19 protein-coding genes and 1 pseudogene are annotated in these 25,965 nt (G+C 71.3%); 3 read left to right on the top strand and 17 right to left on the bottom strand.

Annotated elements, in window-relative coordinates; translation table 11 throughout:
• Positions 1–5: 5 nt before the first annotated feature.
• The 17 genes from ACGFZS_RS19225 to ACGFZS_RS19145 all read right to left on the bottom strand — a co-directional run bounded on the left by ACGFZS_RS19225 (position 6) and on the right by ACGFZS_RS19145 (position 22,004).
• The gene (locus ACGFZS_RS19225; RefSeq protein WP_393796107.1) at positions 6–1,529 is read right to left on the bottom strand and encodes a metallophosphoesterase; all 1,524 of its coding nucleotides are present in this window, start codon (positions 1,527–1,529) and stop codon (positions 6–8) included.
• An 82-nt stretch (positions 1,530–1,611) separates the two neighbouring features.
• Entirely contained in the window at positions 1,612–3,114 is a 1,503-nt protein-coding gene (locus ACGFZS_RS19220; protein WP_393796106.1) for an acyl-CoA synthetase, read from the bottom strand.
• A gap of 321 nt (positions 3,115–3,435) precedes the next feature.
• Positions 3,436–5,556, bottom strand: a complete 2,121-nt coding sequence (locus tag ACGFZS_RS19215; protein WP_393796105.1) for a PQQ-dependent sugar dehydrogenase — start codon at positions 5,554–5,556, stop codon at positions 3,436–3,438.
• A 131-nt stretch (positions 5,557–5,687) separates the two neighbouring features.
• On the bottom strand, positions 5,688–6,851 hold the full coding sequence (locus ACGFZS_RS19210) for a sugar phosphate isomerase/epimerase family protein (protein ID WP_393796104.1): 1,164 nt from the start codon (positions 6,849–6,851) through the stop codon (positions 5,688–5,690).
• A gap of 53 nt (positions 6,852–6,904) precedes the next feature.
• A complete protein-coding gene (locus ACGFZS_RS19205) occupies positions 6,905–8,287 on the bottom strand; it encodes an alkaline phosphatase family protein (RefSeq protein WP_393796103.1) in 1,383 nt (460 codons plus the stop codon).
• Positions 8,284–9,453, bottom strand: coding sequence for a metabolite traffic protein EboE (gene eboE / locus ACGFZS_RS19200; protein WP_393796102.1), 1,170 nt, complete (start codon positions 9,451–9,453; stop codon positions 8,284–8,286). Before eboE ends, ACGFZS_RS19205 begins: the two co-directional genes overlap by 4 nt.
• A gap of 3 nt (positions 9,454–9,456) precedes the next feature.
• Positions 9,457–10,305: a TatD family hydrolase gene (locus tag ACGFZS_RS19195; protein ID WP_362602897.1), complete on the bottom strand. Its 849-nt coding sequence runs from the start codon at positions 10,303–10,305 to the stop codon at positions 9,457–9,459.
• A complete protein-coding gene (locus tag ACGFZS_RS19190) occupies positions 10,305–10,943 on the bottom strand; it encodes an EboA domain-containing protein (RefSeq protein WP_393796101.1) in 639 nt (212 codons plus the stop codon). Before ACGFZS_RS19190 ends, ACGFZS_RS19195 begins: the two co-directional genes overlap by 1 nt.
• Positions 10,940–11,818 (bottom strand): sugar phosphate isomerase/epimerase family protein, encoded by an 879-nt coding sequence (locus tag ACGFZS_RS19185; RefSeq protein WP_393796100.1) that lies wholly within the window; start codon positions 11,816–11,818, stop codon positions 10,940–10,942. Before ACGFZS_RS19185 ends, ACGFZS_RS19190 begins: the two co-directional genes overlap by 4 nt.
• The gene (locus tag ACGFZS_RS19180) at positions 11,815–12,819 is read right to left on the bottom strand and encodes an SCO3242 family prenyltransferase (RefSeq protein ID WP_393796099.1); all 1,005 of its coding nucleotides are present in this window, start codon (positions 12,817–12,819) and stop codon (positions 11,815–11,817) included. The genes ACGFZS_RS19185 and ACGFZS_RS19180 overlap by 4 nt, the downstream gene beginning before the upstream one ends.
• On the bottom strand, positions 12,816–13,967 hold the full coding sequence (locus ACGFZS_RS19175; protein WP_393796098.1) for an inositol-3-phosphate synthase: 1,152 nt from the start codon (positions 13,965–13,967) through the stop codon (positions 12,816–12,818). The genes ACGFZS_RS19180 and ACGFZS_RS19175 overlap by 4 nt, the downstream gene beginning before the upstream one ends.
• Positions 13,968–14,439: 472 nt before the next feature.
• Complete coding sequence (locus ACGFZS_RS19170) at positions 14,440–15,447, bottom strand: sugar phosphate isomerase/epimerase family protein (RefSeq protein WP_393796097.1); 1,008 nt, start codon at positions 15,445–15,447, stop codon at positions 14,440–14,442.
• 37 nt (positions 15,448–15,484) lie between these two features.
• Complete coding sequence (locus ACGFZS_RS19165; RefSeq protein ID WP_393796096.1) at positions 15,485–16,699, bottom strand: Gfo/Idh/MocA family protein; 1,215 nt, start codon at positions 16,697–16,699, stop codon at positions 15,485–15,487.
• A 67-nt stretch (positions 16,700–16,766) separates the two neighbouring features.
• Positions 16,767–17,813: a substrate-binding domain-containing protein gene (locus ACGFZS_RS19160; RefSeq protein WP_393796095.1), complete on the bottom strand. Its 1,047-nt coding sequence runs from the start codon at positions 17,811–17,813 to the stop codon at positions 16,767–16,769.
• Positions 17,814–17,955: 142 nt separating this feature from the next.
• Positions 17,956–18,993 (bottom strand): ABC transporter permease, encoded by a 1,038-nt coding sequence (locus ACGFZS_RS19155; RefSeq protein ID WP_393796094.1) that lies wholly within the window; start codon positions 18,991–18,993, stop codon positions 17,956–17,958.
• A complete protein-coding gene (locus ACGFZS_RS19150; protein ID WP_393796093.1) occupies positions 18,990–20,513 on the bottom strand; it encodes a sugar ABC transporter ATP-binding protein in 1,524 nt (507 codons plus the stop codon). Before ACGFZS_RS19150 ends, ACGFZS_RS19155 begins: the two co-directional genes overlap by 4 nt.
• A gap of 309 nt (positions 20,514–20,822) precedes the next feature.
• Positions 20,823–22,004: an ROK family protein gene (locus tag ACGFZS_RS19145; protein ID WP_393796565.1), complete on the bottom strand. Its 1,182-nt coding sequence runs from the start codon at positions 22,002–22,004 to the stop codon at positions 20,823–20,825.
• A gap of 503 nt (positions 22,005–22,507) precedes the next feature.
• Here ACGFZS_RS19145 and ACGFZS_RS19140 point away from each other — a divergent pair.
• From ACGFZS_RS19140 to ACGFZS_RS19130, 3 genes and pseudogenes are all read left to right on the top strand, one after another.
• Positions 22,508–23,210 (top strand): annotated as a pseudogene (locus ACGFZS_RS19140) (penicillin acylase family protein); the annotation flags it as partial.
• Positions 23,183–24,931 carry a cytochrome P450 gene (locus ACGFZS_RS19135; protein ID WP_393796092.1) on the top strand — a complete coding sequence of 583 codons (1,749 nt, stop codon included), beginning with the start codon at positions 23,183–23,185 and terminating at the stop codon, positions 24,929–24,931. The pseudogene ACGFZS_RS19140 and the gene ACGFZS_RS19135, both read left to right, overlap by 28 nt.
• A complete protein-coding gene (locus ACGFZS_RS19130; protein ID WP_393796091.1) occupies positions 24,906–25,946 on the top strand; it encodes a (-)-alpha-amorphene synthase in 1,041 nt (346 codons plus the stop codon). Before ACGFZS_RS19135 ends, ACGFZS_RS19130 begins: the two co-directional genes overlap by 26 nt.
• The last annotated feature ends 19 nt before the right edge of the window (positions 25,947–25,965 follow it).

Here is a 25,965-nt window from a genome sequence, read left to right as displayed (position 1 = left end):
CTTCCCTAGGCCACATCCAGGCCGGGGTTCGGAACGGCCGTCATCCCTTGGGGCGAACGGGACAGCGCGGACGGGGGCACCGGACGGCTGATGCCGGAGAGGTCGTGGGCGGCCACGCTGTTGCGGTCGGCGACCGTGCGGCCGAGGGCGTGGTACGGCCACAGTCCCCCGGCCTGCCGGCGGCTGCGCTCGGTCCACTCCAGGGCCTCGGCGGCGCGGGCCCGGAAGAAGTTGAGCGCGTAGCCGCCGGAGTGGATGCGCAGCAGGAGGAATCCGCCGGGGTACTCCTTGGCGGCACCGACCTCCTGCAGGGTCACGTGCGGGGCGAGGGGCAGCCGGGTGCGTTTGTTGCGGTGGGTGTGGCCGGCGTGGTGGAGGAACACTCCGGGGGCGGTGGCGTAGGCCCGCAGGATCGCGCGGGCCTGACGGCGGCTCAGGCGTTGGCCGGGGCTCACCGGGAAGAGCGCGTCCCGGACGGTGAGCGGATGGTGTCCGAAGACCACGGTGGGCTGTTCCCGGTGCGCGCGCAGCCGGCGCCGGAACCAGGAGAGCTGCTCGGGTCCGAGGCCGCCGGTGTCGGCGCCGTTGCCCCGCTTGTCGTAGGTGTCGAGGCCGATGATCCGCAGGCCGCCCACGTCGTGTTCGAAGTAGCCGGGCCGGTCCTGGCCGCCGAAGACACGGTGGAAGGGGTCGTCCGCACGGGCACCGCGGTCGTGGTTGCCGCGGACGACGAGGTAGTCCCGGCCGTGGGTGCCGAAGCCGTCCAGGATCCGTCTGGCCTGTGCCAGGTCGCGCGGCCCGCCGCCCGCGGAGATGTCGCCGGCGGCCAGCAGCAGCTGGGCGCCGCGGTCGCGGGCCTCGTCCACCACGGCCCGGCTCATGAGCTCCGGGTAGGGGGCGAGCCCCGTCCGCTGGCTCACTCCGCGCAGGAAGGGCACCCCGGCCACCAGGCCTGCGGTCGTCTCGCCGATGTGCAGGTCGTTGCAGAGGGCGACGGAGAGGAGGTGGCGGCCGGGCGGGGGCTGCGGGGTGGTGAAGGAGTAGGGGCCGCCGGGCGAGCCGAGGCCGTGCCGGGAGGTGCCGGCCGCGTTGCCGCGGACCAGGTGCAGGGCGGTGGGTGTGGCGGGTACGCCGTGGGAGCGGGCCTGGTAGTAGTAGGTCTGCCCCGGCTCCAGACCGGTGAGTTCGACGTGGTGGTTCGCTGTGGGCCGGTCCTCGCCCGCGGTGCGGTTGAGGCGGGCGGGGTGGGTGCCGTAGACGACCTCGCCCTCGGTGACGGCGGGCAGCATCCGGCCGGTGCCGTCGTCGGTGCCGGGCTGGGCGGTGTGCCAGGTGAGGACGGCGCGGTCCTCGGTGAGGGTGACCAGTTCGAGGTGGACGGCGGCGAGGGAGCGGGGTGGGCGGGGGCGGGCCGTGGGGACGGCGGCCCGAAGCAGGGCGGGCGCGAGCAGGAAACCGGAGCGCAGTATCTCGCACGGGCCGGGTATGCCCGCGAGCGCGCCGAGGGGGACGGGGAAGCAGCAGCGCATGTCTGCTATGTGCCTGGCCCCGGTGAACGGCGGACGTGGTGGCGGAAGCCGCGCACGGTATGGAACCAGACTTCTTGGCTCCTCACGAGGCGTCTCCGAACCGCTCCCGCAGCTCCCGCTTCAGGATCTTGCCGCTGGCGTTGCGGGGCAGCTCGTCCACGAACAGGACCCGCTTGGGTGCCTTGAAGGCGGGCAGTGTCTCCTTCACATGGGCGATCAGCCCGGCCTCGTCGACCTCGCCGCGCACCACCACGACCGCGGTGACCGCCTCGATCCACCGCGCGTCGGACAGGCCGATCACGGCGGCCTCGGCGACCGACTCGTGGGTGTAGAGGGCGTCCTCCACCTGTCGCGAGGCGACCAGTACGCCACCGGAGTTGATGACGTCCTTCACCCGGTCGACGATCGTGTAGTAGCCGTCGGCGTCGCGTACCGCGAGGTCCCCGGAGTGGAACCAGCCGTCGCGGAAGGCCGCCTCGGTCTCCTCGGGCTTGTCCCAGTACCCTTCGCACAGTTGCGGTGAGCGGTAGACGATCTCACCGGGGGTGCCGTCGGGGACGTCCGCGCCGTCCTCGCCGACCACCCGTGCCTCCACGAACAGCACGGTGCGGCCGCAGGAGTCCAGCCGCCCCTTGTGCTCCTCGGGTGCCAGCACGGTGGCGAGCGGACCGATCTCGCTCTGCCCGAAGCAGTTGAACAGGGCGAGTTTCGGGAGCCGTTCCCGCAGTCGTTCGAGGACGGGCACCGGCATGATCGACGCCCCGTAGTAGGCCTTGCGCAGTCCGCTCAGGTCGCGGGTCGCGAAGTCGGGCCGGTTGGACAGGCCGATCCATACCGTGGGCGGTGCGAACAGGCTGTCCACGCGCCCGGTTTCGACCAGGTCGAAGAGGGTGTCGCCGTCCGGCCCGTCGAGGATGACGTTGGTCGCGCCCACCGCCAGGTACGGCAGCAGGAACACGTGCATCTGGGCCGAGTGGTAGAGCGGCAGCGCGTGCGCGGGCCGGTCCCCGGCGCTCAGGTCGAGGGCGGCGATGGCGCTCAAGTACTCGTGCACCAGCGCCCGGTGGGTCATCATCGCGCCCTTGGGCAGCGCTGTGGTGCCGGAGGTGTACAGCAGCTGCACCAGGTCCTCGGTGCGCGGTTCGGGCCCGTCGTACGGCGCCGCGTCCGCGAGCCGGTCCAGGAGCGAGTCGTCGGCGTCCCGCAGCGGCAACACCGGTACGCCGTCCGGGAGTCGCCCGGCGAGGCCGGGGTCGGCGAGGACCAGCGCGCTGCCCGACTGGCCGACGATGTAGGCGAGATCGCCGCCGGTCAGGTTCTGGTTGACGGGGACGTGCACCAGGCCGGCCCGGGCGCAGGCGAGGAACGCGATCAGGTAGGCGTCGGAGTTGTGTCCGTAGGCGCCGACCCGGTCGCCGCGGTCCAGGCCCTGGTCGAGCAGGACGGTCGCCGCGCGTGAGACGGCGTCGTCGAGCTCCTCGTACGTCCAGCGCCGTCCGCCGTACTCCACCGCCACCCGCGCGGGGGTACGCCGGGCGCTGCGCCGCAGCACCCCGTCAACCGTGCTGCCCTGTCCGTGCGTCATGACTCATGATCCTCGGCCCGTCGCCGGGACAGGTCAAGCACCGTCGCGGCAGATCATCCGGACCGGAGGTCAACTGCCCTTTCCCTCAACGAAGTCGGGGGGTATAGGTGGCGCTGTCGCGGCCCTCCTCGGTGTGGCCGGCCTCGTCCGTGAGAGTCCAGTGATCCAGGTTCACCGCCCGGCGAGTCGGGCCGGGTGCCGGCCGGCGGTTGCGGCCACAGAAGCCCCCTGCCGTAGGCCCCCGGGACGAGAAGTCGCCGGACCGGCTACGGGGCGCCCCCCCGCTTTGGGTTGGCGCCCCGTATCTGTGTCTCGGCCAGGTCAGTCGGCCGGCGTCAGCGCGACCTCGGCACTGCCCGAGAGGGCCGGCAGGCCGGCCGGCGGGGAGTCCGTGTAGGTGGCGTTGAAGACCGCCTTCAGGTTGTCCGCACCGGCATGTCCGCCGTCCACGAACGTTTCGAACGATCCGGAGCAGCCACTGCTCGAAGACAGCGGGTGGCCGTGCGAGTCGTGGCCGAGGATGAACGAGACGGTGACCTTCGAGCAGTCCACCGGCTGGTCGTCGGAGACGGTGACCTGCCAGGTGACCGTGTCGCCCCAGTGGAACGCCGTGCCGCCGTGCGGAGCCGGGTCGGTGGTGAGCGAGACGACCGGCGCCTTGTTCCCGACCACGACGGGAACGGATGCGGAGGCCGAACGTCCGGTGCTGTCGGTGACCTTCAGCGTGGCGTCGTAGACGCCGTTCTTGTCGAAGGTGTGCTTCGGGTCGGCCGCCCTGGAGTCCACGGTGCCGTCGGCGTCGAAGTCCCACGCGTAGCGCAGGGCGTCCCCGTCGGCGTCTTTCGTGCCGGCGCTGGAGAACTGGACCGTCAGCGGGCTGGTGCCGTTGACCGCGTCCGCGGCGACCTTGGGCTCCGGGGTGCGGTTCCCGCGGGTGAAGTCGATGCGGGAGAGCTGGGCCTCGGGTAGTTCCGCGAAATACCCGGTGCCGTACTCCAGGACGTACAGCGCGCCGTCCGGGCCGAACTCGGCGTCGATCGGGCCGTCCGTCGTGATCGTGGGGATCGCGTCCTCGATCTTCTGGACCTCGTTCTTCTTCCCGAGGGTGATGGCCTTCATCTGGTCGCGGGTCCACTCGTAGAAGAGCGGCTTTCCGTCGAAGTACTGGGGCCAGCGGTTCTGGGCCGTGTTCCGCTTGTCGTAGCGGTACGCCGGGCCGCCCATGGGGCCGATGCCGCCCGTGCCGAGCTCGGGGAACGTGTCGGAGGCTCCGTAGCCGTAGACGATCTCCGCGTCCGTGACCGGTGGCAGCTCGCTGCGGCCGGTGTTGTGGCGCGAGTCGTTGACCGGCTTGGCGCAGTCGAACGCGCCGCCCGAGGTCTGGGTCGCGAAGTCGTAGTCCTGGTAGGGCTGGTCCCGGGTGACGCAGAAGGGCCATCCGTAGTTGGCGGGGCGGTCGATGACCATCCAGCGCCCCTGGCCGGCGGGGCCTCGGCCGGGGTTGGCGTTGTTGGCGTCGGGCGAGTAGTCGCCGAGGTACAGCGCGCCGGTCCTGTCGTCCACGGCGAAGCGGAACGGGTTGCGCAGGCCCATGGCGTAGATCTCGGGACGGGTCTTCGGGGTACCCGGCGCGAAGAGGTTGCCGTCCGGGACGGTGTAACCGCCGTGGCGCTTGGCCTTGATGCGCAGGACTTTGCCCCGCAGGTCGTTCGTGTTGCCCGCGGTGCGCCGCGCGTCGTAGGCCGGGTTGCGGTCGGGGCGGTCGTCGAGGGGGGCGTAGCCGTCGGAGGAGAACGGGTTGGAGTCGTCACCGGTCGACAGGAACAGGTTGCCCTTGTGGTCGAAGTCGATCTTGCCGCCGACGTGACAGCAGATGCCGCGGTCGGCGGGGACGTCGATGACCTTCTGTTCGGTGGCGAAGTCCAGCTCGTTGCCGACCAGTTTGAACCGCGACAGCCGTGTGACGCCCTTGTACCGGGCGAAGTCCGCGGCCGTCCCGAACTGCGGGGCGTCCCCCTCGTTGACGCCCGGGGTGGCCGGGTCGTCCATGGGGGTGTCGAGGCGCGGCGAGTAGTAGAGGTAGACCCAGTGGTTCTTGGCGAAGCCCGGGTCGACGGCGATGCCCTGCACGCCCTCCTCGTCGTGCTGGTAGAGCCCGGCGGGGCTCTTCTTCATGTCTGCGGCCAGGAAGTTCACGCCGCTGCGGGGGTCGTGGATCCGGACCTCTCCGGTGCGGGCCGTGTGCAGGACCCGCCGGTCGGGCAGGACGGCCAGGGCCATGGGCTCACCCGGGCGGTCGTTGAGGGTGACCTTCTGGAAGTCCGACGAGGCCGGCGGTGCGGGGTCCGATGTGGTGGCCTGGGCCGGGGAGAGCGGCAGGAGCCCGACGGCTCCGGCCAACGCAGCCGCCCCCACGAGGGTGACGATCCGTCTGTTGCGCACTCAGAACTCCTTCGGTCTGGTGATGGCTGATCAAAAACCGCGGAAGGTAGCTGCGTTGGACGCCAGGGCACCCACCGCTCGGGGCCCGCCCGGCGTCGATACGCCGGGCGGGACTCCTGGGTGGTTCTCCCTCACTTACATGCGCGCAGGGCCGCGAGGTTGTCGTAGCCGATCCGGGCGAACTCCAGGGACTGGCCGGGGACGCTCGTGCTCGGCGCGTTGTCCTGCTCGACCATCGGGTTGTGGTAGTTCTTCGCGCCCACCCGGGTGAAGAACCTGCGGTAGTCGATGTCGCCCGTGCCGAACGGCACCATGTCGTAGCCCAGGCCGCTCTGGGTGTTCACGACGCCGTCCTTGGCGTGGAAGAGCGGGAAGCGGTTGGTGTTGCGGACCACGAGTGCGGCCGGGTCGAAGACGTCCTCCTGCTGCGAGCCGTCGTGGGCGGTGTACGTGTGGAACTTGTACTGGGCCACGTGTGCCCAGAAGACGTCCAGTTCCAGGTAGACGTTCTTGCGGTCGGTCGTCTTCAGGAAGTACTCCAGCTTCCGTGTGCCGGAGCTGCGGGTCGGACGGCCCTGGGAGTCGAGCGGGCCGCCGTCGAGCAGGAAGTCGTAGGCGCTGTCGTGGTTGTGGGTGTAGAGCTTGATGCCCTCCCTGCGGGCGATGGCACCCAGGGTGTTCCACTTCTGCGCGGCGGCGTCCCAGTCGGCCCGGTAGGGGGTGTTGGTGGGGTCGGCGCCGGTGCCCATGTGCTCCATGCCGAGGATGTTGGCGATCTCCAGCCAGCGCTTGAAGGCGTCCACGTCGGAGGGCGTCAGCGGCCAGGACGGCGGGATGAAGCCGTGGCTGCCCTGCGCCCTCAGCCCGTACTCGTCGAGCCAGGAGCGCAGCAGCTTCGCGCCCTGGACGGTGCCCAGGTCGGCGCCGCCGGGCGCGTTGGCGTGCTGGCCGTAGCCGGCGAACTCCACCTGGCGGTAGCCGAAGCGCGACAGCTGCCGGAAGACCTCGCGGAAACCGGAGGGCAGGTCGGAGGCGAGCGGGTCGCGGCCGGTCGCGTCACGGACGGTGTAGAGGATGATGCCGCGCTTGTCCGGCGGGACCAGGGTGGAGCGGCCCCGGTCGTGGCCGGCGGCTTCGGATCTGCCCTGCGCCAGGGCAGGGGCGGCGCCGAGGACGGGGGCGGCGATCGCCCCGGCGGTGACGGCCGTGCAGGTGCTGAGGAAACGGCGGCGGTTGACGCCGAGGGTGCGGCGCAGGGCGTCGCCGGTGACGGCTTCGTCGTTGAACGCGGTCACAGTGGTTCTCTCTTTCGTCGTCGCGGTGCTGCGGGTGCCTGTCGGCCGCCGTCTCAGGAGAGGCCGGCGAGCCTCAGGAGAAGGGACTTCACTTCGGTGGCCGCTACGCGGCCGGATACTGCGCGGGGGGTGGAGACCAGGACGAGCGGACCTTCTTCGTCGCTCGCGGGGCGGCGGCCGTGGCTGCCGCGGATGGGTGAGGGGTCGAGGGGTACGACGGCGAGCCGGTACCGCATGCCGAGCTTCTTGCGGGCCACCGCCTTGGCGGCTTTGAGCCGCACGTAGGGATCACCGGGGTCCATGAACAGCTCGACGGGGTCGTAGCCGGGTTTGCGGTGGATCTCGACGAGCTGGGCGAAGTCGGGGGCGCGGGCGTCGTCGAGCCAGTAGTAGTACGTGAACCAGGCGTCCGGGGCGGCGACCGCCACCAGTTCGCCGGAGCGCGGGTGGTCGAGTCCGTTCGTCTTCTTGCCGTCGTCGTCGAGGATCTCCTCGATGCCGGGGAGGTCCTGGAGCGCCTCGCGGGTGGCTGCCAGGTCCTCGGGCCGGCGGACGTAGACGTGGGCCAGCTGGTGGTCGGCGACGGCGAAGGCGCGGGAGGCCATCGGGTCGAGGTACTCCATGCCGTGCTGGGTGTGGACCTCCAGCAGCCCGGCGCGCCGCAGGGCGCGGTTGATGTCGACGGGACGGCTGACCGGCGTGATGCCGTACTCGGACAGGGCGACGACCGTGCGGCCCTCGGCGCGGGCGTCGTCGAGCAAGGGGCCGATGACGGCGTCGAGTTCGGTGGCGGCGCGGTGGGAGCGGGGGTCGTCGGGGCCGAACCGCTGGAGGTCGTAGTCGAGATGGGGCAGGTAGCACAGGGTCAGGTCGGGCCGTCGGGTGCGCATGACGTGGCGGGTCGCATCGGCGATCCACCGGCTCGAGACGATGTCCGCGCCCGGTCCCCAGAAGTGGAAGAGCGGGAAGGTGCCGAACTTCTCGGTGAGTTCGTCGTGCAGGGCTGCCGGGCGGGTGTAGCAGTCGGGTTCCTTGCGTCCGTCGGAGTAGTAGACGGGACGGGGGGTGACGGTGATGTCGGTGTCGGCGCCCATGGCGTACCACCAGCAGATGTTGGCGACCGTGTAGCCGGGGTGGGCGCGGCGCGCCGCGTCCCAGAGTTTGTCGCCGGCGACCAGTCCGTTGTGCTGGCGCCACAGGAGTACGTCGCCGAGCTCACGGAAGTACCAACCATTGCCCACGATGCCGTGCTCGGCGGGAAGCTCGCCGGTGAGGAAGGTGGACTGTGCGGTGCACGTGACGGCCGGGAGCACGGTGGACAGGTTCGCCCGCGAGCCGGAGCCGGCCAGCGCCTTGAGGCGGGGCATGTGGTCGAGGAGACGTGGGGTGAGGCCGACCACGTCGAGGACCAGGAGCGGAGTCGGGTGGATGCTCATGGCAGCTCCTTCAGGCCGAGGCCGGTGAGCAGGTCGCGGGCGAGGGCCAGTTCGGCCGCGATGCCGTCCACGAGCTGGGTTCTGGTGCGGGGGCGCAGCTTCGGCGGGAGGGCCTGCCAGGTGTAGGTCTCGACTTCGAGGTGGCGGGTGCGGGGTTCCGTGCCGCCCACCAGCAGGGCCAGGGCGTCCTGGAGCACGTGCAGGGTGGAGGTGAGCGGTGCGGCGGGCGGGGCGTGCAGGGGGACGTGGAAGTGGGCGCGCCAGGGTGTGTCGTCGGGCAGGGCGTCGCCCGCCAGTGCCTCGCCGAGGTCGTCGGTGCCGTGCAGACCGGTCGGCGTGCGGGCGCGGGTCTGGTGCAGGAAGCGCGGTTCGGCGAAGGCCGCGAGGGCGTCGCGGACCTCTGGCAGACGCGGGTCTTCGGCGTGCAGGGCGGCCGACAGCTGCGCCTTGGGGACGCCGATACCCGCTGCGTTGAGCGCGGTCAGTGCGGTGGCCGGGTCCTCGAAGGAGGTGGCGAGATGGCAGGTGTCGACGCATACGCCGATACGGTCGCCGGGCAGGGCGGTGAGCGGTCCGATGGCGTCCGCGGTCGTCTCCACCGTGCAGCCGGGTTCCGGTTCGAGGGCGACGCGGACCGATTTGCCGGTCAGTTCCTCCAGCGCGTCGAGCCGCTCCGCCAAGGTGGTCAGCGCGGCACCGGCGGTGGCGGCGGCGCGTTCGTCGTAGTCGGTCCGCCAGGCGAGCGGCAGGGTGGAGATGGTCCCCTCGGAGACGTCGTCGGGCAGCAGCTCCGTCAGGAGCCGGGCCAGGCCGGTGGTGTACGCGAGGCGTTCGGTGTCGGCCCAGTCGGGCTTGTAGACGCGGTACTTGACCTCGTCCGCGCCGAATCCTTCGTAGGGGAATCCGTTGAGGGTGACGACTTCGAGGCCGCGCCGGTTCAGTTCGGCCCGGAGCCGCCGCAGCGCCGCCGGGTCGGCGATCAGCGCGCGTGCGGCGTCGCCTGCGAGCCACAGGCCGATGCCGAGGCGGTCGCGTCCCAGGGCTCTGCGGACGGGCTCGCAGTGGTCGCGGAGTTGGGCGAGGACTCCGTCGAGGGTCTCGGCGGGGTGGACGTTGGTGCAGTAGGCGAGGTGCACCGTCGAGCCGTCGGCATGGCGGAACCGCATGGCTCACTCCCCGCCGCGCAGGACGGAGTTGCCTTCGTGCAGGCCCTCCGGCTTCGGGACGTCGAGCCGGAGACGGCCGCTGAGTCCGTAGAAGGCCGCCGGGTTGCGCCACAGCACCTGGTCGACGTCGTCCTCGCCGAAGCCGGCCGCGAGCATGGCGTCGGCGACCTTGCGGGTCTTCAGCGGGTCGCTCTTTCCCCAGTCGGCTGCCGAGTTGACGAGGACCTTCTCCGTCCCGTACGTCTTCAGGATCGTGACCATGCGGTCCTCGTCCATCTTGGTGTCCGGGTAGACGGAGAACCCGAGCCAGCAGCCGCTGTCCTTCGCGTGCTCGACGGTCGTCTCGTTGAGGTGGTCGAGCAGCACCCGCTCCACCGGCAGGCTCGACTCGCGCACGACGTCGAGGGTGCGGTGCAGACCGGCGAGCTTGTCCCGGTGGGGCGTGTGGACCAGGGCGGGCAGGCCGTGGGCGGCGGCGAGCTGAAGCTGGGCGGCCACCGCGGTGTCCTCGGCCGGTGTCATGGAGTCGTAGCCGATCTCGCCGACGGCGACGACGCCGTCCTTGGCCAGGTAGCGGGGCAGGGCGTCCAGGACCGGCGTGCAGCGTGGGTCGTTGGCCTCCTTGGGGTTGAGCGCGAGGGTGCAGTGGTGGGCTATGCCGTACTGGGCCGCGCGGAAGGGTTCCCAGCCGAGGAGGGCGTCGAAGTAGTCGTAGAAGCTGGCCGGATCGGTGCGGGGCTGCCCGAGCCAGAAGGACGGTTCGACGACGGCGCGTACCCCGGCGGCATACATGGCCTCGTAGTCGTCGGTGGTGCGGGATGTCATGTGGATGTGCGGGTCGAAGATACGCATCAAAGCTCCTTGGGCTCTTCGCCCGTCAGGGTCAGCACGCGGCCGAGGTCGTCGGGGACCTCGCGGCCGGCGGCCGTCCGCTCGGCGGCGTAGTCGGTGAGCATGCGGGCCAGTTCGCCGTCGCCGGACGCGCGTTGCGCCAGGCTCGCGACCGCGTCGAGGGGGACGCCGGTGAACAGGCACTTCAGGACGGCGTGACGCCAGGCGTGCGGATCGAGGTGCGCGGCGGTGTACGGGCCGACGGCGGCAGCGACGAGCCGGGTGTCGTTGCTGCGCAGGGCGTCCTCGACGAGGTGCAGGGCGTGCGGTCCGTCGACCAGCACCGGGAGCACCCGGAGCACGGCGCGGCGTTCGGCGGCACTGCCGTGCCGGTAGAGCCGGGTCAGGGCGGCCAGTCCCGCCCGGGCCTCGATCAGCAGCAGCGTGCGGACGGCGTCCGCGTTGTCATGGCCGCAGTGCCGTCCCGCGGCGGCGAACCGCAGCTCCCAGGTATCGGCCGCGTAAGGGGCGGGCACTGTCGGGGGTGTTGTCGGTCCGCGCGCGGCGTCGGCCAGCGCCTCGGCCAGCCAGGCGCGCGCCGCGTCGTCGGGCAGCCGGGCCTCGACATCGGCTCGGGTCCAGGGAAGTGGGTGCGTCATACTGCGGGCACTCCCTTCGCGGTCGTGGCCGTCGCGGTCCGCAGGAACTCCACGGAGGACCGGGCCAGCTCCGGCCCCGCGTGGGAGTGCCGGGGCAGCTCTACGACGGTGAGGCCCCGGTAGCCGGTGTCGGCGAGTGCGTCCAGCACGGACGGAAAGTCGATCTCGCCGTCGCCCAGGGGCAGATGCTCGTGCACCCCGCGGCGCATGTCCTCGATCTGCACGTGCCGCAGCCAGGGCGCCGCCTCCCGCACGCACTCGGCGGGCGTGGCCGGCTCCAGGCACTGGCAGTGGCCGATGTCGAGGGTCAGGCCGAGCGGAGAAGGGCTGCCGAGCACGGTGCGCAGGTGATGGAAGTCGGCGAGCGTGGCGAGGAGGTGTCCCGGTTCGGGTTCGATCGCGATCGGCACGCCGGTGGCGGCCGCCGCGTCGAGGACGGGAAGCAGCGCCTCCCGAAGGCGCCGCCACGCGGTGTCGTCGTCGGTGCCGGGCGGGGTGATGCCGCTGAAGCAGTGCACGGCGTGGGCCCCGAGGTCCGCCGCGACCCGGACCGCCCTGAGCAGCAGCCGGGTGCGGGCGGCACGGCCCTCGGTGTCCGGGTCGAGCAGCGACGGACCGTGCTTGCGGCGCGGGTCGAGCACGTAACGCGCGCCGGTCTCGACGGTCGCGGTGAGGCCGAGTTCGCCGAGCCGGCGGGCGACCCGGGCGGTACGAGCGGCGAGATCGTCCGCGAGCGGGTCGAGATGCATGTGGTCGAGCGTGAGTCCGACGCCGTCGTAGCCCAGGTCCGCGAGCAGGCCGAGGGCGTCGTCGAGACGGAGGTCGGTGAGGCCGTTGGTGCCGTAGCCGAGGCGCAGTCGCTGCCGGCCGCTCATGTGGGGCTCACCTTCCGGGCGAGGGCACGGGCCGCGGGGGCGAGCCCGAGCACGGCGAGTGCGGTGCCGTTCGCCCCGGTCCTGGCGGCGAGCGCGGCCTGGAGCGGGATCATGGCGCGGATGCCACCGCCGACGGCGCGCTGCGTGAGGGGTGGGGACGGGTTGAGGGCGGCGTGCAGGAAAGGACCGGCGGCGGTGCGGACGTACGCGGCGGCCGACAGCGCCGGGACGGGTCCTGCCGTCACGCGGGTCCGGGACAGCAGCAGGCCGAGCGTGGTCGTCAGGCCGAGCGCGGCGAGGGGGGTGAGCGTCGAACCGCCGTGCGCCTCGTGCCGCGAGACGGCGGTGACGGCGTACGTGTGGGCGGCCAGCGCGGCGGCCGGAGCCGCGGCACGGAAGGCGATACCGGGCGTGGCAGGAGGTCCCCCGCTCCGCCCCCCTGTTTTGTGCCCTCTCCCCCGGCCGGGCATCGCGGACGGTGGTGGGTCGGCGGCTCTGCGGGCGGTCGGCGTCATGGTGGGCGCGGACATGGTTGCCGTGGCGCCGAGCAGGAGGTCCAGGGCGCGGGCCGCCGCCATCGCCGCCGGGGCGGCGGGGGTGTGCTTCAACCAGAGGTCGTACGCCCAGACCGTGGCGGTCAGGCTCGTCGCCACCGCGAGTGCGGGCCGGCCGGCGCGGGCGGCGGACGTCAGGCCTGCCGCGGTCAGGAGTCCGGCCGCTGCCAGCGCCGCAGTCGGGGAGATACGGCCGGAGGGAACGGGGCGGTGGGGGCGGTCGAGAGCGTCCTCGTCGCGGTCGGCCCAGTCGTTGAGTGCCATGCCCGCCTCGTAGAGGAAGAGCGAGGCGCACGCGGCGTACGCCGTGCCCCGGTTGGGTCGCAGCCCGGTGGCCGCAGCGCCGGCGAGGGCGTCGCCCGGCACGGTCAACAGCGCGGAGACGCGGAGCAGTTCGGCCCAGTCCCGCAGCCGCGCCCGGGACCCGCGCCGCGGTGCGGCGATCACTTCGTCCCCCGCAGTCGGTCGGCGAACGACAGCAGGGCGGTGAACTGCTCCGAGAGGCCCGACGGGCCGCCGTCGGGATCCTTGAAGTAGAAGCCGAGTTCCGGGAGCGGGCCGGACAGGCCCACCTCGTGGGAGCGGGCGACCAGGCGCGCCAGGTCCAGGACGAGCGGTGCCGCCAGGGCCGAGTCGCAGCCCTGCCAGATGGTCTGGAGGATCATGCGCGAGCCGAGGAAGCCTTCGAAGGCGATGTGGTCCCAGGCGGTCTTCCAGTCGCCGAGCACCGGTACGTCGTCGATGTGCACCTCGCCCTGCGGGGTGTGCCCGAGGATGTCGGTCAGGACGCGTTCCTTGCCGGCGTTCTTCGCCGCAGCCGCGCCGGGGTCGGCCAGCGCCGCCCCGTCGCCGCCGCCCAGCAGGTTGGTGCCGGACCAGGCCCGTACCTTCAGGACGCGCTGGACGAACATCGGGGCGAGCACGGCCCGCAGCAGCGTCTGGCCGGTCTTGCCGTCACGGCCCGCGTACGGAAGTCCGGCGGCCGCGGCGGCTGTGGTGAGCGCCGGGGTGTGCAGCCCGGTGGACGGCGTGAAGTTGACGTAGGGGCACCCGGTTCGCAGAGCGGCGGCCGCGTAGAGGGAACTGGGCGGGAGCCGCGGGTCTTCGGGTGCGGGCGGCGGTTCCGTGGAGGAGACGTTGACGACGACCACCCGTGCCAGGGCGTTGCGCACGCGGAACGAGGTGAGGTCGGCGGCGAAGTCCGCGATGAGTTCCTCGTCGCCGCGCGTGTCGCCCGGGAGCGGGCCACCGGGTCGTATCTCCTCGTCCGCGGCCCGGAGTTCGGCGTGCACGGCCGCGGCGAGTCCGTGCGGCAGGACGCCGGCGTCGGTGAGCTGGTCGGCCCGTTTGGGCAGCGGGCAGTGGGCGGTGTCGTGGCCGCCGAAGACGAGCGAGGACAGGGACGGCAGGCCGGTGCCGTCGAACGGTGGTGTCTCGGTGACCATGCCGGTCGGTCGGTGCAGTCCGGCGGTGACCGCCGCGCATCCGGCGACGGCGGTGGTGGCCACCGATCCGCGGGCTCCGACGAACCAGACGCCGGTGCGTGCGGTCTGCCCACCGGTCCGGGGCTTCGATGCGTTCCCGTCGTTGTTCACGGGTGCCTCCCTGCCATGTCGATGTTCCGTTGCGGTTGGAGGACGGTGGGCGGGTGCGGGGCTGGTTTCCCCGCCCACCGTCGGCACAGGAGCGGGCCTTGGCTGCGGCCCGGGAGAGCGACTCCGTGGCGCGCGTGGTTACGGCGAAGGAGTCGGCGGTGAGTTGTGCGGGATTCGTGGCGGCGGCCGGCCGTGTGCTGTGCACGGATGGCGTCCGGCAGACGGAGCGGTGAGCAGTGCCACCGGTGGGGTGTGCGCCGTCGCTGTCGGACCACTGTGTGGCGCCTGTGTCTGAGACGGGACCGTAACCCGGTTCGTCCTCCGCAGAAAGACCTTGCGCAGAAAGAAGTCGAACTTTCTCCAGATGCAGGACAAAGAGGGGTCCGGGCAGCCGGGATCCGCCCGGCGGCGGTCCCACCGCCGGGCCCTCGTCCGGCTGGATCCAGGGAGCGATCGTCCCGAGTGGAGGTCCCTAGTTGTCGCGGCCTCCGAACGCGGCGTCGAAGGAAGCGGAGGGCGGGTCGAAGTCGAACCGCTTCAGATGGGCGAGCGCTTCCGGCGCGCCGGTGAGGCGGTCCATGCCGGCGTCCTCCCACTCCACGGAGACCGGTCCGTCGTAACCGATCGAACGCAGCATCCGGAAGACGTCCTCCCAGGGGACGTCTCCGTGTCCGGCGGAGACGAAGTCCCAGCCACGCCGCGGATCGCCCCACGGCAGGTGGGAGCCGAGCCGCCCGTTGCGCCCGTCCAGACGCTTGCGGGCCTCCTTGCAGTCGACGTGGTAGACGCGGTCCCGGAAGTCGTAGAGGAAGCCGACCGGGTCCAGGTCCTGCCAGACGAAGTGGCTGGGGTCGAAGTTGAGCCCGAAGGCCGGCCGGTCGTCCACGGCCTCCAGGGCGCGTCGGGTGGTCCAGTAGTCGTAGGCGATCTCGCTCGGGTGGACCTCGTGGGCGAAGCGGACCCCTTCGGTGTCGAACACGTCCAGGACCGGATTCCAGCGTTCCGCGAAGTCCTCGTAGCCGCGTTCGATCATCCGTTCCGGCACCGGCGGGAACATGGCCACCAGATGCCAGATCGACGACCCGGTGAATCCGACGACCGTGTCGACGCCGAAGGCCGCCGCGGCACGGGCCGTGTCCTTGATCTCGGCCGCGGCCCGCTGCCGTACGCCCTCCGGCTCGCCGTCGCCCCAGATGCGGGCGGGCAGGATGCCCTGGTGCCGCTCGTCTATGGGGTTGTCACAGACGGCCTGGCCGACGAGATGGTGGGAGATCGCCCAGCATTTCAGACCGTACTTGTCGAGCAGGGCGTGCCGCGCGGCCAGGTAGGACGGGTCGGTCAGGGCCTTGTCGACCTCGAAATGGTCTCCCCAGCAGGCGAGTTCGAGGCCGTCGTAGCCGAAGTCGCGGGCCAGCCGGCAGACCTCCTCCAAGGGCAGGTCGGCCCACTGACCGGTGAACAGGGTGAACGGGCGGGGCATGGCGGCTCCAAGAGAGGCGGAGGTTCGTGCCGGATCGCTACCGGACTGCGGCCACGACGGCCTGGACAGGGGTGTACACGGAGTTCTTCCGCGCGCTCTCCTCCACCCCGGCGAGCACCCGCTGCACCTGCAGACCGTCGGCGAACGACGGGATCGGATCGGCGCCGGAGGCGATGGCCTCGACCAGATCACGGGCTTGGTGGGCGAAGGTGTGCTCGTAGCCGAGCGCGTGGCCCGGCGGCCACCAGCCCTCCAGGTACGGGTGCTCGGGCTCGGTGACGACGATCCTGCGGAACCCCGCGGTGGCGGCGGGCTCCCGGTGGTCGTGGAAGGACAGCTCGTTGAGGCGCTCGAGGTCGAAGGCGAGCGAACCGAACTCGCCGTTCACCTCCAGGCTCAGGGCGTTCTTGCGCCCCGATGCCATCCGGGTCGCCTCGAACGAGGCGAGGGCCCCCGAGGCGAGTCGGCCGGTGAACACGGCCGCGTCATCGACCGTGACCGGCCCGCGCCGGGGGCCGCCGGAAGCCGTGAGACCGGAGGAGACACCGTCGAGGCGGGGGCGTTCCTTGACGAAGGTCTCCATCTGGGCGGAGACCCCGACCAGCGGCTCACCCGCCAGGTACTGGGCGAGGTCGACGATGTGCGCGCCGAGGTCGCCCAGCGCCCCCGACCCCGCGTGTTCCCGCTGCAGCCGCCACGTCAGGGGGAAGTCGGGGTCGACGAGCCAGTCCTGGAGGTAGCAGACCCGAACGTGGCGCAGCGTGCCCAGCCTGCCGTCCGCGATGAGTCGGCGGGCGTAGGCGAGGGCGGGCACGCGCCGGTAGTTGAAGCCCACCATCGCCAGCTGACCGCGCGAGCGGGCCGCTTCTGCGGCCGTCACCATGGCCTCGGCCTCGGCGACCGAATTGGCCAGCGGCTTCTCGCACAGCACGTGCTTGCCCGCCTCCAGCGCCGCGATCGCGATCTCCGCATGGCTGTCGCCCGGTGTGCAGATGTCGACGAGTTGTACGTCGTCGCGGGCCACGAGGGCGCGCCAGTCGGTCTCCGCCGCGGCCCAGCCGTGCTTGTCCGCCGCCGCCCGCACGGCGTGCGCGTCGCGGCCGGCGATCGCGGCCAGCACTGGCCGCAGCGGCAGGTCGAACACGTGCCCCACGGTGCGCCACCCCTGTGAGTGCGCGGCGCCCATGAACGCGTAGCCGACCATCCCCACGCCGAGTGCCGGCGGGGCCGTCCGACTGTCCCTCTGTTCCATACGGATCTCCTCGTCGGAGTGTCACTGACTCATCGCTGTGTTCGCGGGGCTCCCCGGCCCGGACCGGTCAGATGAAGCCGGTCGGCAGGTACTGGTCGACGTTGTCCTTGGTGACCACGGCCGAGTAGAGCGTCACCGAGGACGGGATCTCGAACTCGGCGAGGCCGCCGACACCCTTGCCCTGGGCGAGCGCCCGGGCCAGGTCGATGGCGGAGGCGGCCATCGTCGGCGGGTACAGGACGGTCGCCTTGAGCACGCCCTTTCCGGCCTTGATGGCGTCCATCGCGGACTTGGCCCCCGCGCCGCCGACCATCAGGAAGTCGTCGCGGCCGGCCTGGTCGATGGCCCGCAGCGCGCCCACGCCCTGGTCGTCGTCGTGGTTCCACAGCGCGTCGAACTGCGGCTGGGCCTGCAGCAGTTGCGCCATCTTGGCCTGGCCGGACTCGACCGTGAAGTCGGCCGCCTGGCGGGCCACCTTGCGGATGTTGGGGTAGTTCTTCAGCGCGTCGTCGAAGCCCTTGGTGCGCTGCTGGGTGAGTTCGAGGTTGTCGAGGCCGGCGAGTTCGACGACCTTGGCGTTCTTCCTGCCCTTGAGCTGTTCGCCGATGTAGTGGCCGGCGTTGAGCCCCATGCCGTAGTTGTCGCCGCCGATCCAGCAGCGGTACGCCTGCGGGGAGGCGAAGACGCGGTCCAGGTTGACGACGGGGATGCCGGCCTTCATGGCCTGGAGACCGACCTGGGTCAGTGCCTTGCCGTCGGCCGGCAGGATCACCAGGACGTCGACCTTCTTGTTGATCAGCGTCTGGATCTGGCCGATCTGCTGGGCGATGTCGTTGGAACCCTCGGTGATCTCCAGCGTGACGTCGGAGTACTTCTCGGCACGGGACTTGGCGTTGTCGTTGATGGCGTTGAGCCAGCCGTGGTCGGCCTGCGGGCCGGCGAAGCCGATGGTGACGGCCTTGCCCGGCTTGTCGTCCGCGACCGGGGCGTTGTCCGCGGCCGTTTCCTTGTTCTTGGGGTCGTTGCTGGTACAGGCCGTCAGCAGCGCACCGGCGGACACGGCCGCGGTGCCGAACAGCAGCGCTCTGCGGCTGGTGGCGGGGGTTCTGGGCATGGCGGATCGACCCTTCGACTGGGCGGTGTGTGTCGGATGGAGGCTGTGGAGGTGCCGGATGGTGGCTGTGGGGGGGCCGGACGGCGGTGTCAGGGGCCGCCGTCCGGCGGTGTGGGGCCGAGCGTCGGGTGGCGCCGACGTCTCAGGCGTCGCCGTGCGGCGAGCGGCGCTGGACCAGGACGGCGGCGACGATGATGGCGCCCTTGGCGATCTGCTGGACAGCGGTCTCGAGGTTGTTCAGGGCGAAGATGTTGGTGATGGTGGTGAAGACCAGCACCCCGAGGACGGAGCCGACGATGGTGCCGCGGCCGCCGCTGAGCAGGGTGCCGCCGATGATCGCGGCGGCGATGGCGTCCAGCTCGTAGAGGTTGCCGTTGGTGTTCTGGCCCGACCCGGCCAGCACGATCAGCATGAACGCGGCGATTCCGCAGCACAGTCCGGACAGCAGATACAGGTACAGACGCTGGCGGCGGACGTCGATCCCGGCCAGGCGTGCCGCTTCCGCGTTGCCGCCGACCGCGACGGTGCGGCGGCCGAAGGTGGTGCGGTTGAGCAGCAGCCAGCCGATGACGGTGACCACGGCGAATATCAGAACCAGGGGAGGGATGCCGAGGACGTAGGAGTCCCTGGCACCGAGATCGAGCACGGATTGGACGCTCACGATCTGGGTGGTGCCGCCCGTGATCTGCAGCGCCAGACCCCGGGCGGACGCGAGCATGGCCAGCGTCGCGATGAACGGCACCATCCTGCCGTAGGCGATGAGCAGGCCGTTCACGAGACCGCAGCCCACGCCGACGATCACAGCGGTGAAGAGGATGCCTGCGAAGCCGAAGTCCTGTGTGGCCACCGTCGTCGCCCACACCGAGGCGAGCGCCACCATCGCGCCGACCGACAGGTCGATCCCGCCGCTGGTGATGACGAACGTCATGCCGACGGTGACGACGCCGATCACGGACGACTGGGTGAGGATGAGCTGAAGATTGCTCGTCTTCAGGAACTCGTCCGGTGCGGTGATCCCACCGACCGCGACGAGCACGGCGAGGACACCGAGCAGGGACAGGGTACGCACGTCCCCCCACCCGCCCAGTGGTCGGCGCGCTCCCGAACCCTCCTTGTCCGCCGCGGCCTTGGCGGTGGACGTCGGCGCGTCCTTGTGTGCCGATGCGGCCGGCTGCGTCATGACGTCGGGCTCCCTTCCATCACAAGATCGAGTACACGGTGCTCGTCGAGCTCCCGGGCGTCCGCCGTGTGTACGACGGTGCCTTCACGGAGCACCAGCACCCGGTCGGCGAGCCCCAGGACCTCAGGCACCTCGCTGGACACGAGCAGTACGGCCAGACCCTCGTCGGCCAGGCGGCGGATCACCGTGTAGAGCTCCGCCCGGGCACCGATGTCGACACCCCGGGTGGGCTCGTCCAGCAGCAGCACCTTGCAGCCGCGCAACAGCCAGCGTGCGAGCACCGCCTTCTGCTGGTTGCCGCCGGACAGCGTCCTGATCGCGGCATCGGGATTGTCGGGCCGCAAGGACAGCTCCCGGACCGCCCGGTGCGCCGCGGCTCGCTCGGTTCGCCGGTCGAGCCAGCCCGCGCGGGCGAACCGGGACAGGGTGGAGATCGAGACGTTGCTGGTGACGGACTCCAGCATCAGCAGGCCCTGGGCCTTGCGTTCCTCGGGCGCGAGGCCGATGCCGGCGCGCACGGCGGCCCGGACGCTGCCGGGGCGCAGCGGCGTGCCGTCGACGAGGACACGACCGCCGTCGGGCTTGCGCGCCCCGTAGACCGTCTCCAGGATCTCGCTGCGCCCGGAGCCGACGAGTCCGGCGAGACCGACGATCTCGCCGGGCCGCAGTTCCAGATCGACGGGCGCGAACTCCCTTCGCCTGGTGAGTCCTTCCACCCGCAGTACCGGCTCCCTCCCCGCGGCGAACCCGGCCTCGGGCCGCTCGGGAAAGACGTACTCCACATTCCGCCCGGTCATCAGGGCCACGACCTCATGGGTCGGAGTCGACTTGGCGGGCAGGCCGTCGGCGACCGACCGGCCCTCCTTCAGAACCGTGACCCGGTCTCCGATGCGCCGGATCTCCTCCAGGCGGTGGGAGATGTAGATGACGGCGACACCCTCGGCCGTCAGATCGCCCACGATCCTGAACAGGTTGTCCACCTCTTCGGGGTCGAGCGCCGCCGACGGCTCGTCCATCACGATCAGCCGCACCTCGTGGGAGAGTGCGCGGGCCATCGAGACGATCTGCTGCTGTGCCGCGGACAGCTCACCGACGAGCCGTGCGGGATCGATCTCCGAGTGCCCGAGACGCTTGAGCAGTTCCGCGGTCGCCGTGCGGGCGGCCGAGCCGCGCACGACGAACCCGGCAGAGGTCGGTTCGTGTCCGAGGAAGACGTTCTCCGCGACGGACAGCCCCTCGATCAGGTCGAGTTCCTGGTAGATGGTGGCGATGCCGAGACGCATGGCGGCGATCGGCGATCCCAGGGTCACGGGCTCGCCCTGCCAGGTGATCTCACCGCCGTCGGGCTGGTGGGCTCCGGCGAGCACCTTGATCAGGGTGGACTTGCCGGCGCCGTTCTGGCCGAGGAGGCAGTGGACTTCGCCGGCCTGGACGTCGAGGTCCACACCGTCCAGGGCGCGGACGCCCGGGAAGGACTTGGTGATGCCGGACATGGTGAGCAGGGGTGGTAGTGGTGCCATGAAGAATCCCCTCGGCGGATGCGGGCCGTGAGTGGGCAGGCTGAACAGGGAGTTCGGGTGTGCGGGCAGCTCCGGGGAGCCCCAGGCGTCGTGCGTGCCGGGGCGTACGGGTGGTGCCGGAGAGGGCCTGACGGCCATGCGATCAGCGCGGTGGCCGGACCAGGTCACCGAGCGTCATGGAGTGGTACAGCGCTCTAGGGGTTGAGGTAGCGGCCCGGGATTGCGGCCATGCCATGGGAATGTGGCGATGCCATGGGATTGCGGCTATGCCATCGGATCGCGGTGGCATTCGGGATGATCTGTATCCGGTCAGGCAGGCGAGAAGACGTGATCGCTGATGAGCCGGGCCGCGCCGATGACTCCGGCGTTCGGCCCCAACTCACCCAGCACGATCGGCAGGTTGCGGGTGGCGAGCGGCAAGGACTGCTGGTACACCTGGGTCCGGACGCTGGCGAGCAGTGTGTGGCCGAGTCCGGTCACACCACCGCCGATCACCACCAGGCCGGGGTTGAAGAAACTGACCAGTCCGGCGATGACCTGGCCCAGACGCTTCCCGCCCTCCCTGATCAGTTCGAGAGCCACCGTGTCGCCCGCCGCGGCGGCGGCCGACACGTCCGCGGCGGTCAGACGCCCGGCAGCCTCCAGCCGGGCGGCAAGCTCCGGCGACCGGCCCGCTCGCGCGGCCTCCTCCGCGTCGCCGGCCAGCGCGGCACCGCTGAAATGCGCCTCCAGGCAGCCTCGGTTGCCGCACGCACAAGCACGGCCTCCCGGTTCCACCGGAATGTGCCCGATGTCTCCGGCGCTGCCCGTCGTCCCCCGGTAGACCTCGCCACCGACCACGATCCCGCAGCCGATGCCGGTGCCGATCTTGATGCACAGGAAGTCACGCGCGGAACGCGCCACGCCCGCGTGCTGCTCTCCCACGGCCATCAGGTTCACGTCGTTGTCGACCATGACCGGACAGCCGAGTTCCTGGCTGAGCGCCTCCCGCACCGGGAAGCCGTCCCACCCCGGCATGATCGGAGGCGCGACCGGCACACCTTCCGGGAAGCGGACCGGCCCCGGGACCCCGATGCCGGCGCCGTCGAAGCCCTCCACGACACCGGATGCCTTGAGCTTGGCAGCCATCGACAGCACTTGCTCGAAGACCGCCACCGGCCCTTCACGGACATCCATCGGATGGTTCAGGTGCCCCAGGACCTCCAACTCCGCGTTCGTCACGGCCACATCGATCGACGTGGCACCGATGTCGACACCGAGGAAACGCAGGGTCGGCGCGAGCCTGATGTTGTGCGAGCGTCGCCCGCCGCGTGAGGGGGCGAACCCGTCCGCGACAACCAGCCCCGTCTCCAGCAGCCGGTCCACCTCGACAGCCAGCTTCGAACGCGACAGATCCACCAGGTCACCCAGTTGGGCACGGGAGTTGGAGCCGCCATCACGCAGCAGGCGAAGCAGCCGCGCCTGATGCGAGTTCTCAGGTCGAGCGGTCATGCGCCTCACGAACCCCTCCCCTCGTCCCAGGCCAGGGCCCAGGCCTCTGTCCGCGTCGGCAAAGTCCTCTGGCTTCGGGAAGGAACGTAGCAGCGATTTGCCAAACCGTGAAGAACTTAGGAGCGAAACGGATCCAACTTTTTCCACCCTGAGGACAAAGTCTGCGCGGACCTCCATCCGGACCCGCAGCGCCACCGGCGCCGGCCGAGCCGATCGACGTGACGTCCTTGAGGCACGACTACACGGTCGGGACGGCCGAGGACGGAGTGCATCCGCCGCAGGCCAGGACATGCGCCAACGCCAAGGGCGTCGAACGACCGTGACCGGCCGGTCGCCCGGTACGCCTGACTTGGCGACGGCCGGCAGCCGCTACACCGCCGCGGCTTTCCCCGCCCGAAGCGTGGGTGGGACGGTTCCGGCCCAGCGCCCTCGAAGCACACGGCCACCCCATCAGCACGTCTACCGCCCGCCTCCGCACACCAGCAGACGTCGCGACGTTCACCGCTCCCAACCCCGCCAACTCCAACGACGGCGCCTGGCCGGCCAGCGCCGACCGGCCCCTCACCGGGTACGGGCGGATCTTCGGCACGGTCGGGTCGCAGCGCGGGCCGCGGACCCGGGGCGCGATCGAAGACGTGGCGGCGATGGCCGCGCGGGGCGGGCTGACGGTCCGGGACCTCCAGGACCGGGAGTTCGCGAACCGGGCGCCCGCGGGTGCGCTGGCGGCGGCCGACGCGGCGACGGCGTGCGCCGCTCTGCCGGGCGGTACGGCGACGGGCAGTGACGGCGAGGCCGTCGACGTCGCCGGGGCGTGCCCGGTGCCGGCGTCCTGGGACCGGACCATGAACACGGACAGCGGGGGCGCCCTGCTCTTCGACCGTTTCCGGCGGATGCTGAGGTCCTCCGTGCCGGCCGCGCAGTTCTGGAAGGTGCCGTTCTCCGCGACGGACCCGGTGCACACACCGAACACGCTCAACACCGCGACTCCGGGCTTCGCCACGGCCCTGGCGGACACCGTCGACGAACCGCGCGGGGCGGGTGTCCCGCTCGGCTCCGCGCTCGGGGGGCACCAGTTCGTCGTACGGAGCGGCGGCCCGCACCCTGCTGGCGTACTCCCGGTCCTCGAACCCGAACTCGCCCCACCACAGCGACCGGACCCTGTTGTTCTCGGATGAGAAATGGGTGACCGCGCGGTTCTGCGAGTAGGACATCCGGTCGTCACCCGCGCTGAAATCCGTCCGGGTGAAGGAAATCCGAGCCCACGTGGTCCCGTCCCGCGCCTGGGGCGGGACCGCACTCATGGGGCGGGAGGAATGCACTGTCGATGCACAAGGCATCAACAGCCGTTCACGCCCTGTGCAATTTGCTTCAGCGTGCCCCCGTGCGCCCCTTTGGAGAAAGGTTTCGGGAAACCTGAAGACCGTTCAACTGGGCAGAACACGTCTCGCACCGGACAGGAGGCTTTCATGAACCGTGCCGTGCCCGAACAAAAACGAACGTGGACGACAGGTACTGCTCCCGGCATATTCCCTCTCCTCGGTCACGGTATCGCCTTGTACCGTCGCCCGCTGGCGTTTCTGAATTCTTTGCCCGCGCACGGGGATCTGGTCGAGATACGACTGGGCCCCCAGCGTGCCTGGATGGTGTGTCACCCGGAGCTGGCCCACGAGGTGCTCATGGATCCGCACACCTTCGACAAGGGGGGCCCGCTCTACGACAGGCTCGGGAAACTGATGGGCGACGGACTGGTCACCTGCCGTCAGTCCACGCACCGCGACAAACGCAGGCTGCTGCAGCCGGCGTTCCGCCCGTCCCATGTCGCCGCGTACACGGACCTCGTCACCGAGGAGGCCGAAGCGGTGTGCGAGGGGTGGCGGACGGGCCGGACCGTTCCGGTCACCGACGCCATGATGACCTTCACGACCCGCACGATCAGCCGGGTCCTGCTCTCCGACTCGCTGGACGACCCGACGACCGCCCGGGTCCGGGACTGTCTCGCCGACGTCGTGCGCGGCCTCTTCGTCCGTACGGTCGTCCCGATCGACGCCCTGTTCCGCCTGCCCACCCCCGCCAACCGCCGCTACCGGAACGCCCTGTCACGCCTGCACGCCATCATCGACACGGTGATCGCGCGGCGCCGCCGGGGCCCGGACCGGGACGACGTGCTGGGAACGCTCCTGACGGCGGCGCACGGCGCCGAGGACGCGGACGGGGACGGCCCGCCGATCACGGACCAGGAGATCCACGACCACCTGATCACCCTGCTGCTCACGGGCGCCGAGACCACGGCCCTGTGCCTGGCCGCGGCCTTCGATCTGCTGGCCCGCCATCCGGCGGCCGAGCGGCGCCTGCACGCCGAACTGGACACCGTCCTCGCCGACGGCCGCCGGCCCGGCCCCGACGATCTCCCGCACCTCGTCCGGACCCGGTGCGTGGTCTCCGAGACGCTGCGCCACTCGTCACCGGGCTGGCTCTTCACCCGGGTCGCCACCCGGGAGACGGAACTCGCCGGGCGCCGGCTGCCCGCGGGGGCCACCGTGCTCTACAGCCCCTACCTCCTGCACCACGACCCGGCGTCCTTCCCCGACCCCGAGCGGTTCGACCCCGACCGCTGGCTGCCGGGGCGGCCCACCGCCGAACAGCGCCGCGCGGCGATGCCGTTCTCCGTCGGCAACCGCAAATGCCTCGGGGACGAGTTCGCCATGGTGGAGGCCACCTTGGCGCTCGCGACCATCGCCGCCCACCGGCGCCTGCGCCATCTCCCCGGTCACACCCCGAAGCCGCCCCGGCCCGCCATCACGCTGGGACCACGGTCGCTGCTCATGACCTGCGAGGCACGCCCGCGAACCCCCTCGCCCCGGACCGCGGGCGCCCCGCGCACCTCCCATTCCCGAACGGCAGGTGATCACGTTGTCGACGACGCATGAGGACTGCACGGTCGGTGTACTGGACGGAACCCGGGTCCCCAATCTCAGGGACCTGATCGACCACCATCTGCGCATGCCCTTTCCCTTCGCCCGCAACCCGCATGAGTCCGAGGCGGCCGCCGGCGTCGACGCGTGGCTGGGCGCGCGGGGGCTGACCGGCGCCCCGGGCGTGGCGGAGATGATCGCCCGCACGCGCCCCGCCCAGCTCGCCTCCTGCACCAGCCCGGGCGTGGATCCCGGCCTTCTCCAGATCGTCGCCAACCAGATCGCCTACCAGTTCGTCTTCGACGACCGCGCGGAGGACGTCGGCAGGCGCTCCCCGGGCCTGCTGCTGCCCATGCTGTGCGAGAGCGTCGCGATCCTGCGGGACGGGCAGGCGCCCACCACTCCTCTCGGAGCGGCCCTCGCCGACCTCCAGCGGCAGGTCCGGGACCGGTGCACACCCGCACAGGCCGCACGGTGGGCGTGGAAGAGCCGTGAATACGTGCACGGCCTGCTGTACGAGGCGGTGGCCCAGGACCAGCCCTTCCCCCTGCGGTCCGGGGAGTGCACCTCCATACGGTCGCTGACCGCGGGCGTCGAGCCGTTCTACCCGCTGTACGAGGCCGCCCAGTCCCACGAGGTGCCCCTGGCCGAACTGCACCACCCCGGCGTACTGCGGCTCGGCAGGCTGTCGGCCGACGCGGCGGTGTGGACGGCCGACCTGTTCTCCGCGGTGAAGGAGCAGCGCGCGGGCGAAATGATCAACCTGGCCCTGGCGTACCAGCGCGAGCGCGGTGGCTCACTGCAGGCCGCCGTCCACCTGGCCGTCCAGCGGATCAACGACACGATCGAGGAGTTCCAGAGGATCCACCGGGCGATCGAGGCGGAGCTGACCCCGGCCGGCATCGGCTATGTGGAGGGCATGATCGGATGGATCCGCGGGTGCTACCAGTGGTCCCGAAGCGTACCCCGGTACGCGGACGCGGCCTCGGTCCCCGCCACCGGCCTCCATCCGGGGCCCCGTACCCGGTGAGAGGGCATTCTCCCATCCC

It is taken from the genome of Streptomyces sp. NPDC048288 (assembly GCF_043201555.1).
Lineage (GTDB): Bacteria > Actinomycetota > Actinomycetes > Streptomycetales > Streptomycetaceae > Streptomyces.
This window is presented reverse-complemented; position numbering and strand designations above follow the sequence as displayed.

What these genes read in the sequence shown, in the direction of transcription:
- eboE (WP_393796102.1), bottom strand. Translation starts at nt 9,453, where the DNA reads ATGCGGTTCCGCCATGCCGACGGCTCGACGGTGCACCTCGCCTACTGC.
- ACGFZS_RS19135 (WP_393796092.1), top strand. Translation starts at nt 23,183, where the DNA reads ATGGGTGACCGCGCGGTTCTGCGAGTAGGACATCCGGTCGTCACCCGC.
- ACGFZS_RS19155 (WP_393796094.1), bottom strand. Translation starts at nt 18,993, where the DNA reads ATGACGCAGCCGGCCGCATCGGCACACAAGGACGCGCCGACGTCCACC.
- ACGFZS_RS19195 (WP_362602897.1), bottom strand. Translation starts at nt 10,305, where the DNA reads ATGCGTATCTTCGACCCGCACATCCACATGACATCCCGCACCACCGAC.
- ACGFZS_RS19170 (WP_393796097.1), bottom strand. Translation starts at nt 15,447, where the DNA reads ATGCCCCGCCCGTTCACCCTGTTCACCGGTCAGTGGGCCGACCTGCCC.
- ACGFZS_RS19190 (WP_393796101.1), bottom strand. Translation starts at nt 10,943, where the DNA reads ATGACGCACCCACTTCCCTGGACCCGAGCCGATGTCGAGGCCCGGCTG.
- ACGFZS_RS19145 (WP_393796565.1), bottom strand. Translation starts at nt 22,004, where the DNA reads ATGACCGCTCGACCTGAGAACTCGCATCAGGCGCGGCTGCTTCGCCTG.
- ACGFZS_RS19165 (WP_393796096.1), bottom strand. Translation starts at nt 16,699, where the DNA reads ATGGAACAGAGGGACAGTCGGACGGCCCCGCCGGCACTCGGCGTGGGG.
- ACGFZS_RS19220 (WP_393796106.1), bottom strand. Translation starts at nt 3,114, where the DNA reads ATGACGCACGGACAGGGCAGCACGGTTGACGGGGTGCTGCGGCGCAGC.
- ACGFZS_RS19185 (WP_393796100.1), bottom strand. Translation starts at nt 11,818, where the DNA reads ATGAGCGGCCGGCAGCGACTGCGCCTCGGCTACGGCACCAACGGCCTC.
- ACGFZS_RS19225 (WP_393796107.1), bottom strand. Translation starts at nt 1,529, where the DNA reads ATGCGCTGCTGCTTCCCCGTCCCCCTCGGCGCGCTCGCGGGCATACCC.
- ACGFZS_RS19150 (WP_393796093.1), bottom strand. Translation starts at nt 20,513, where the DNA reads ATGGCACCACTACCACCCCTGCTCACCATGTCCGGCATCACCAAGTCC.
- ACGFZS_RS19160 (WP_393796095.1), bottom strand. Translation starts at nt 17,813, where the DNA reads ATGCCCAGAACCCCCGCCACCAGCCGCAGAGCGCTGCTGTTCGGCACC.
- ACGFZS_RS19205 (WP_393796103.1), bottom strand. Translation starts at nt 8,287, where the DNA reads ATGAGCATCCACCCGACTCCGCTCCTGGTCCTCGACGTGGTCGGCCTC.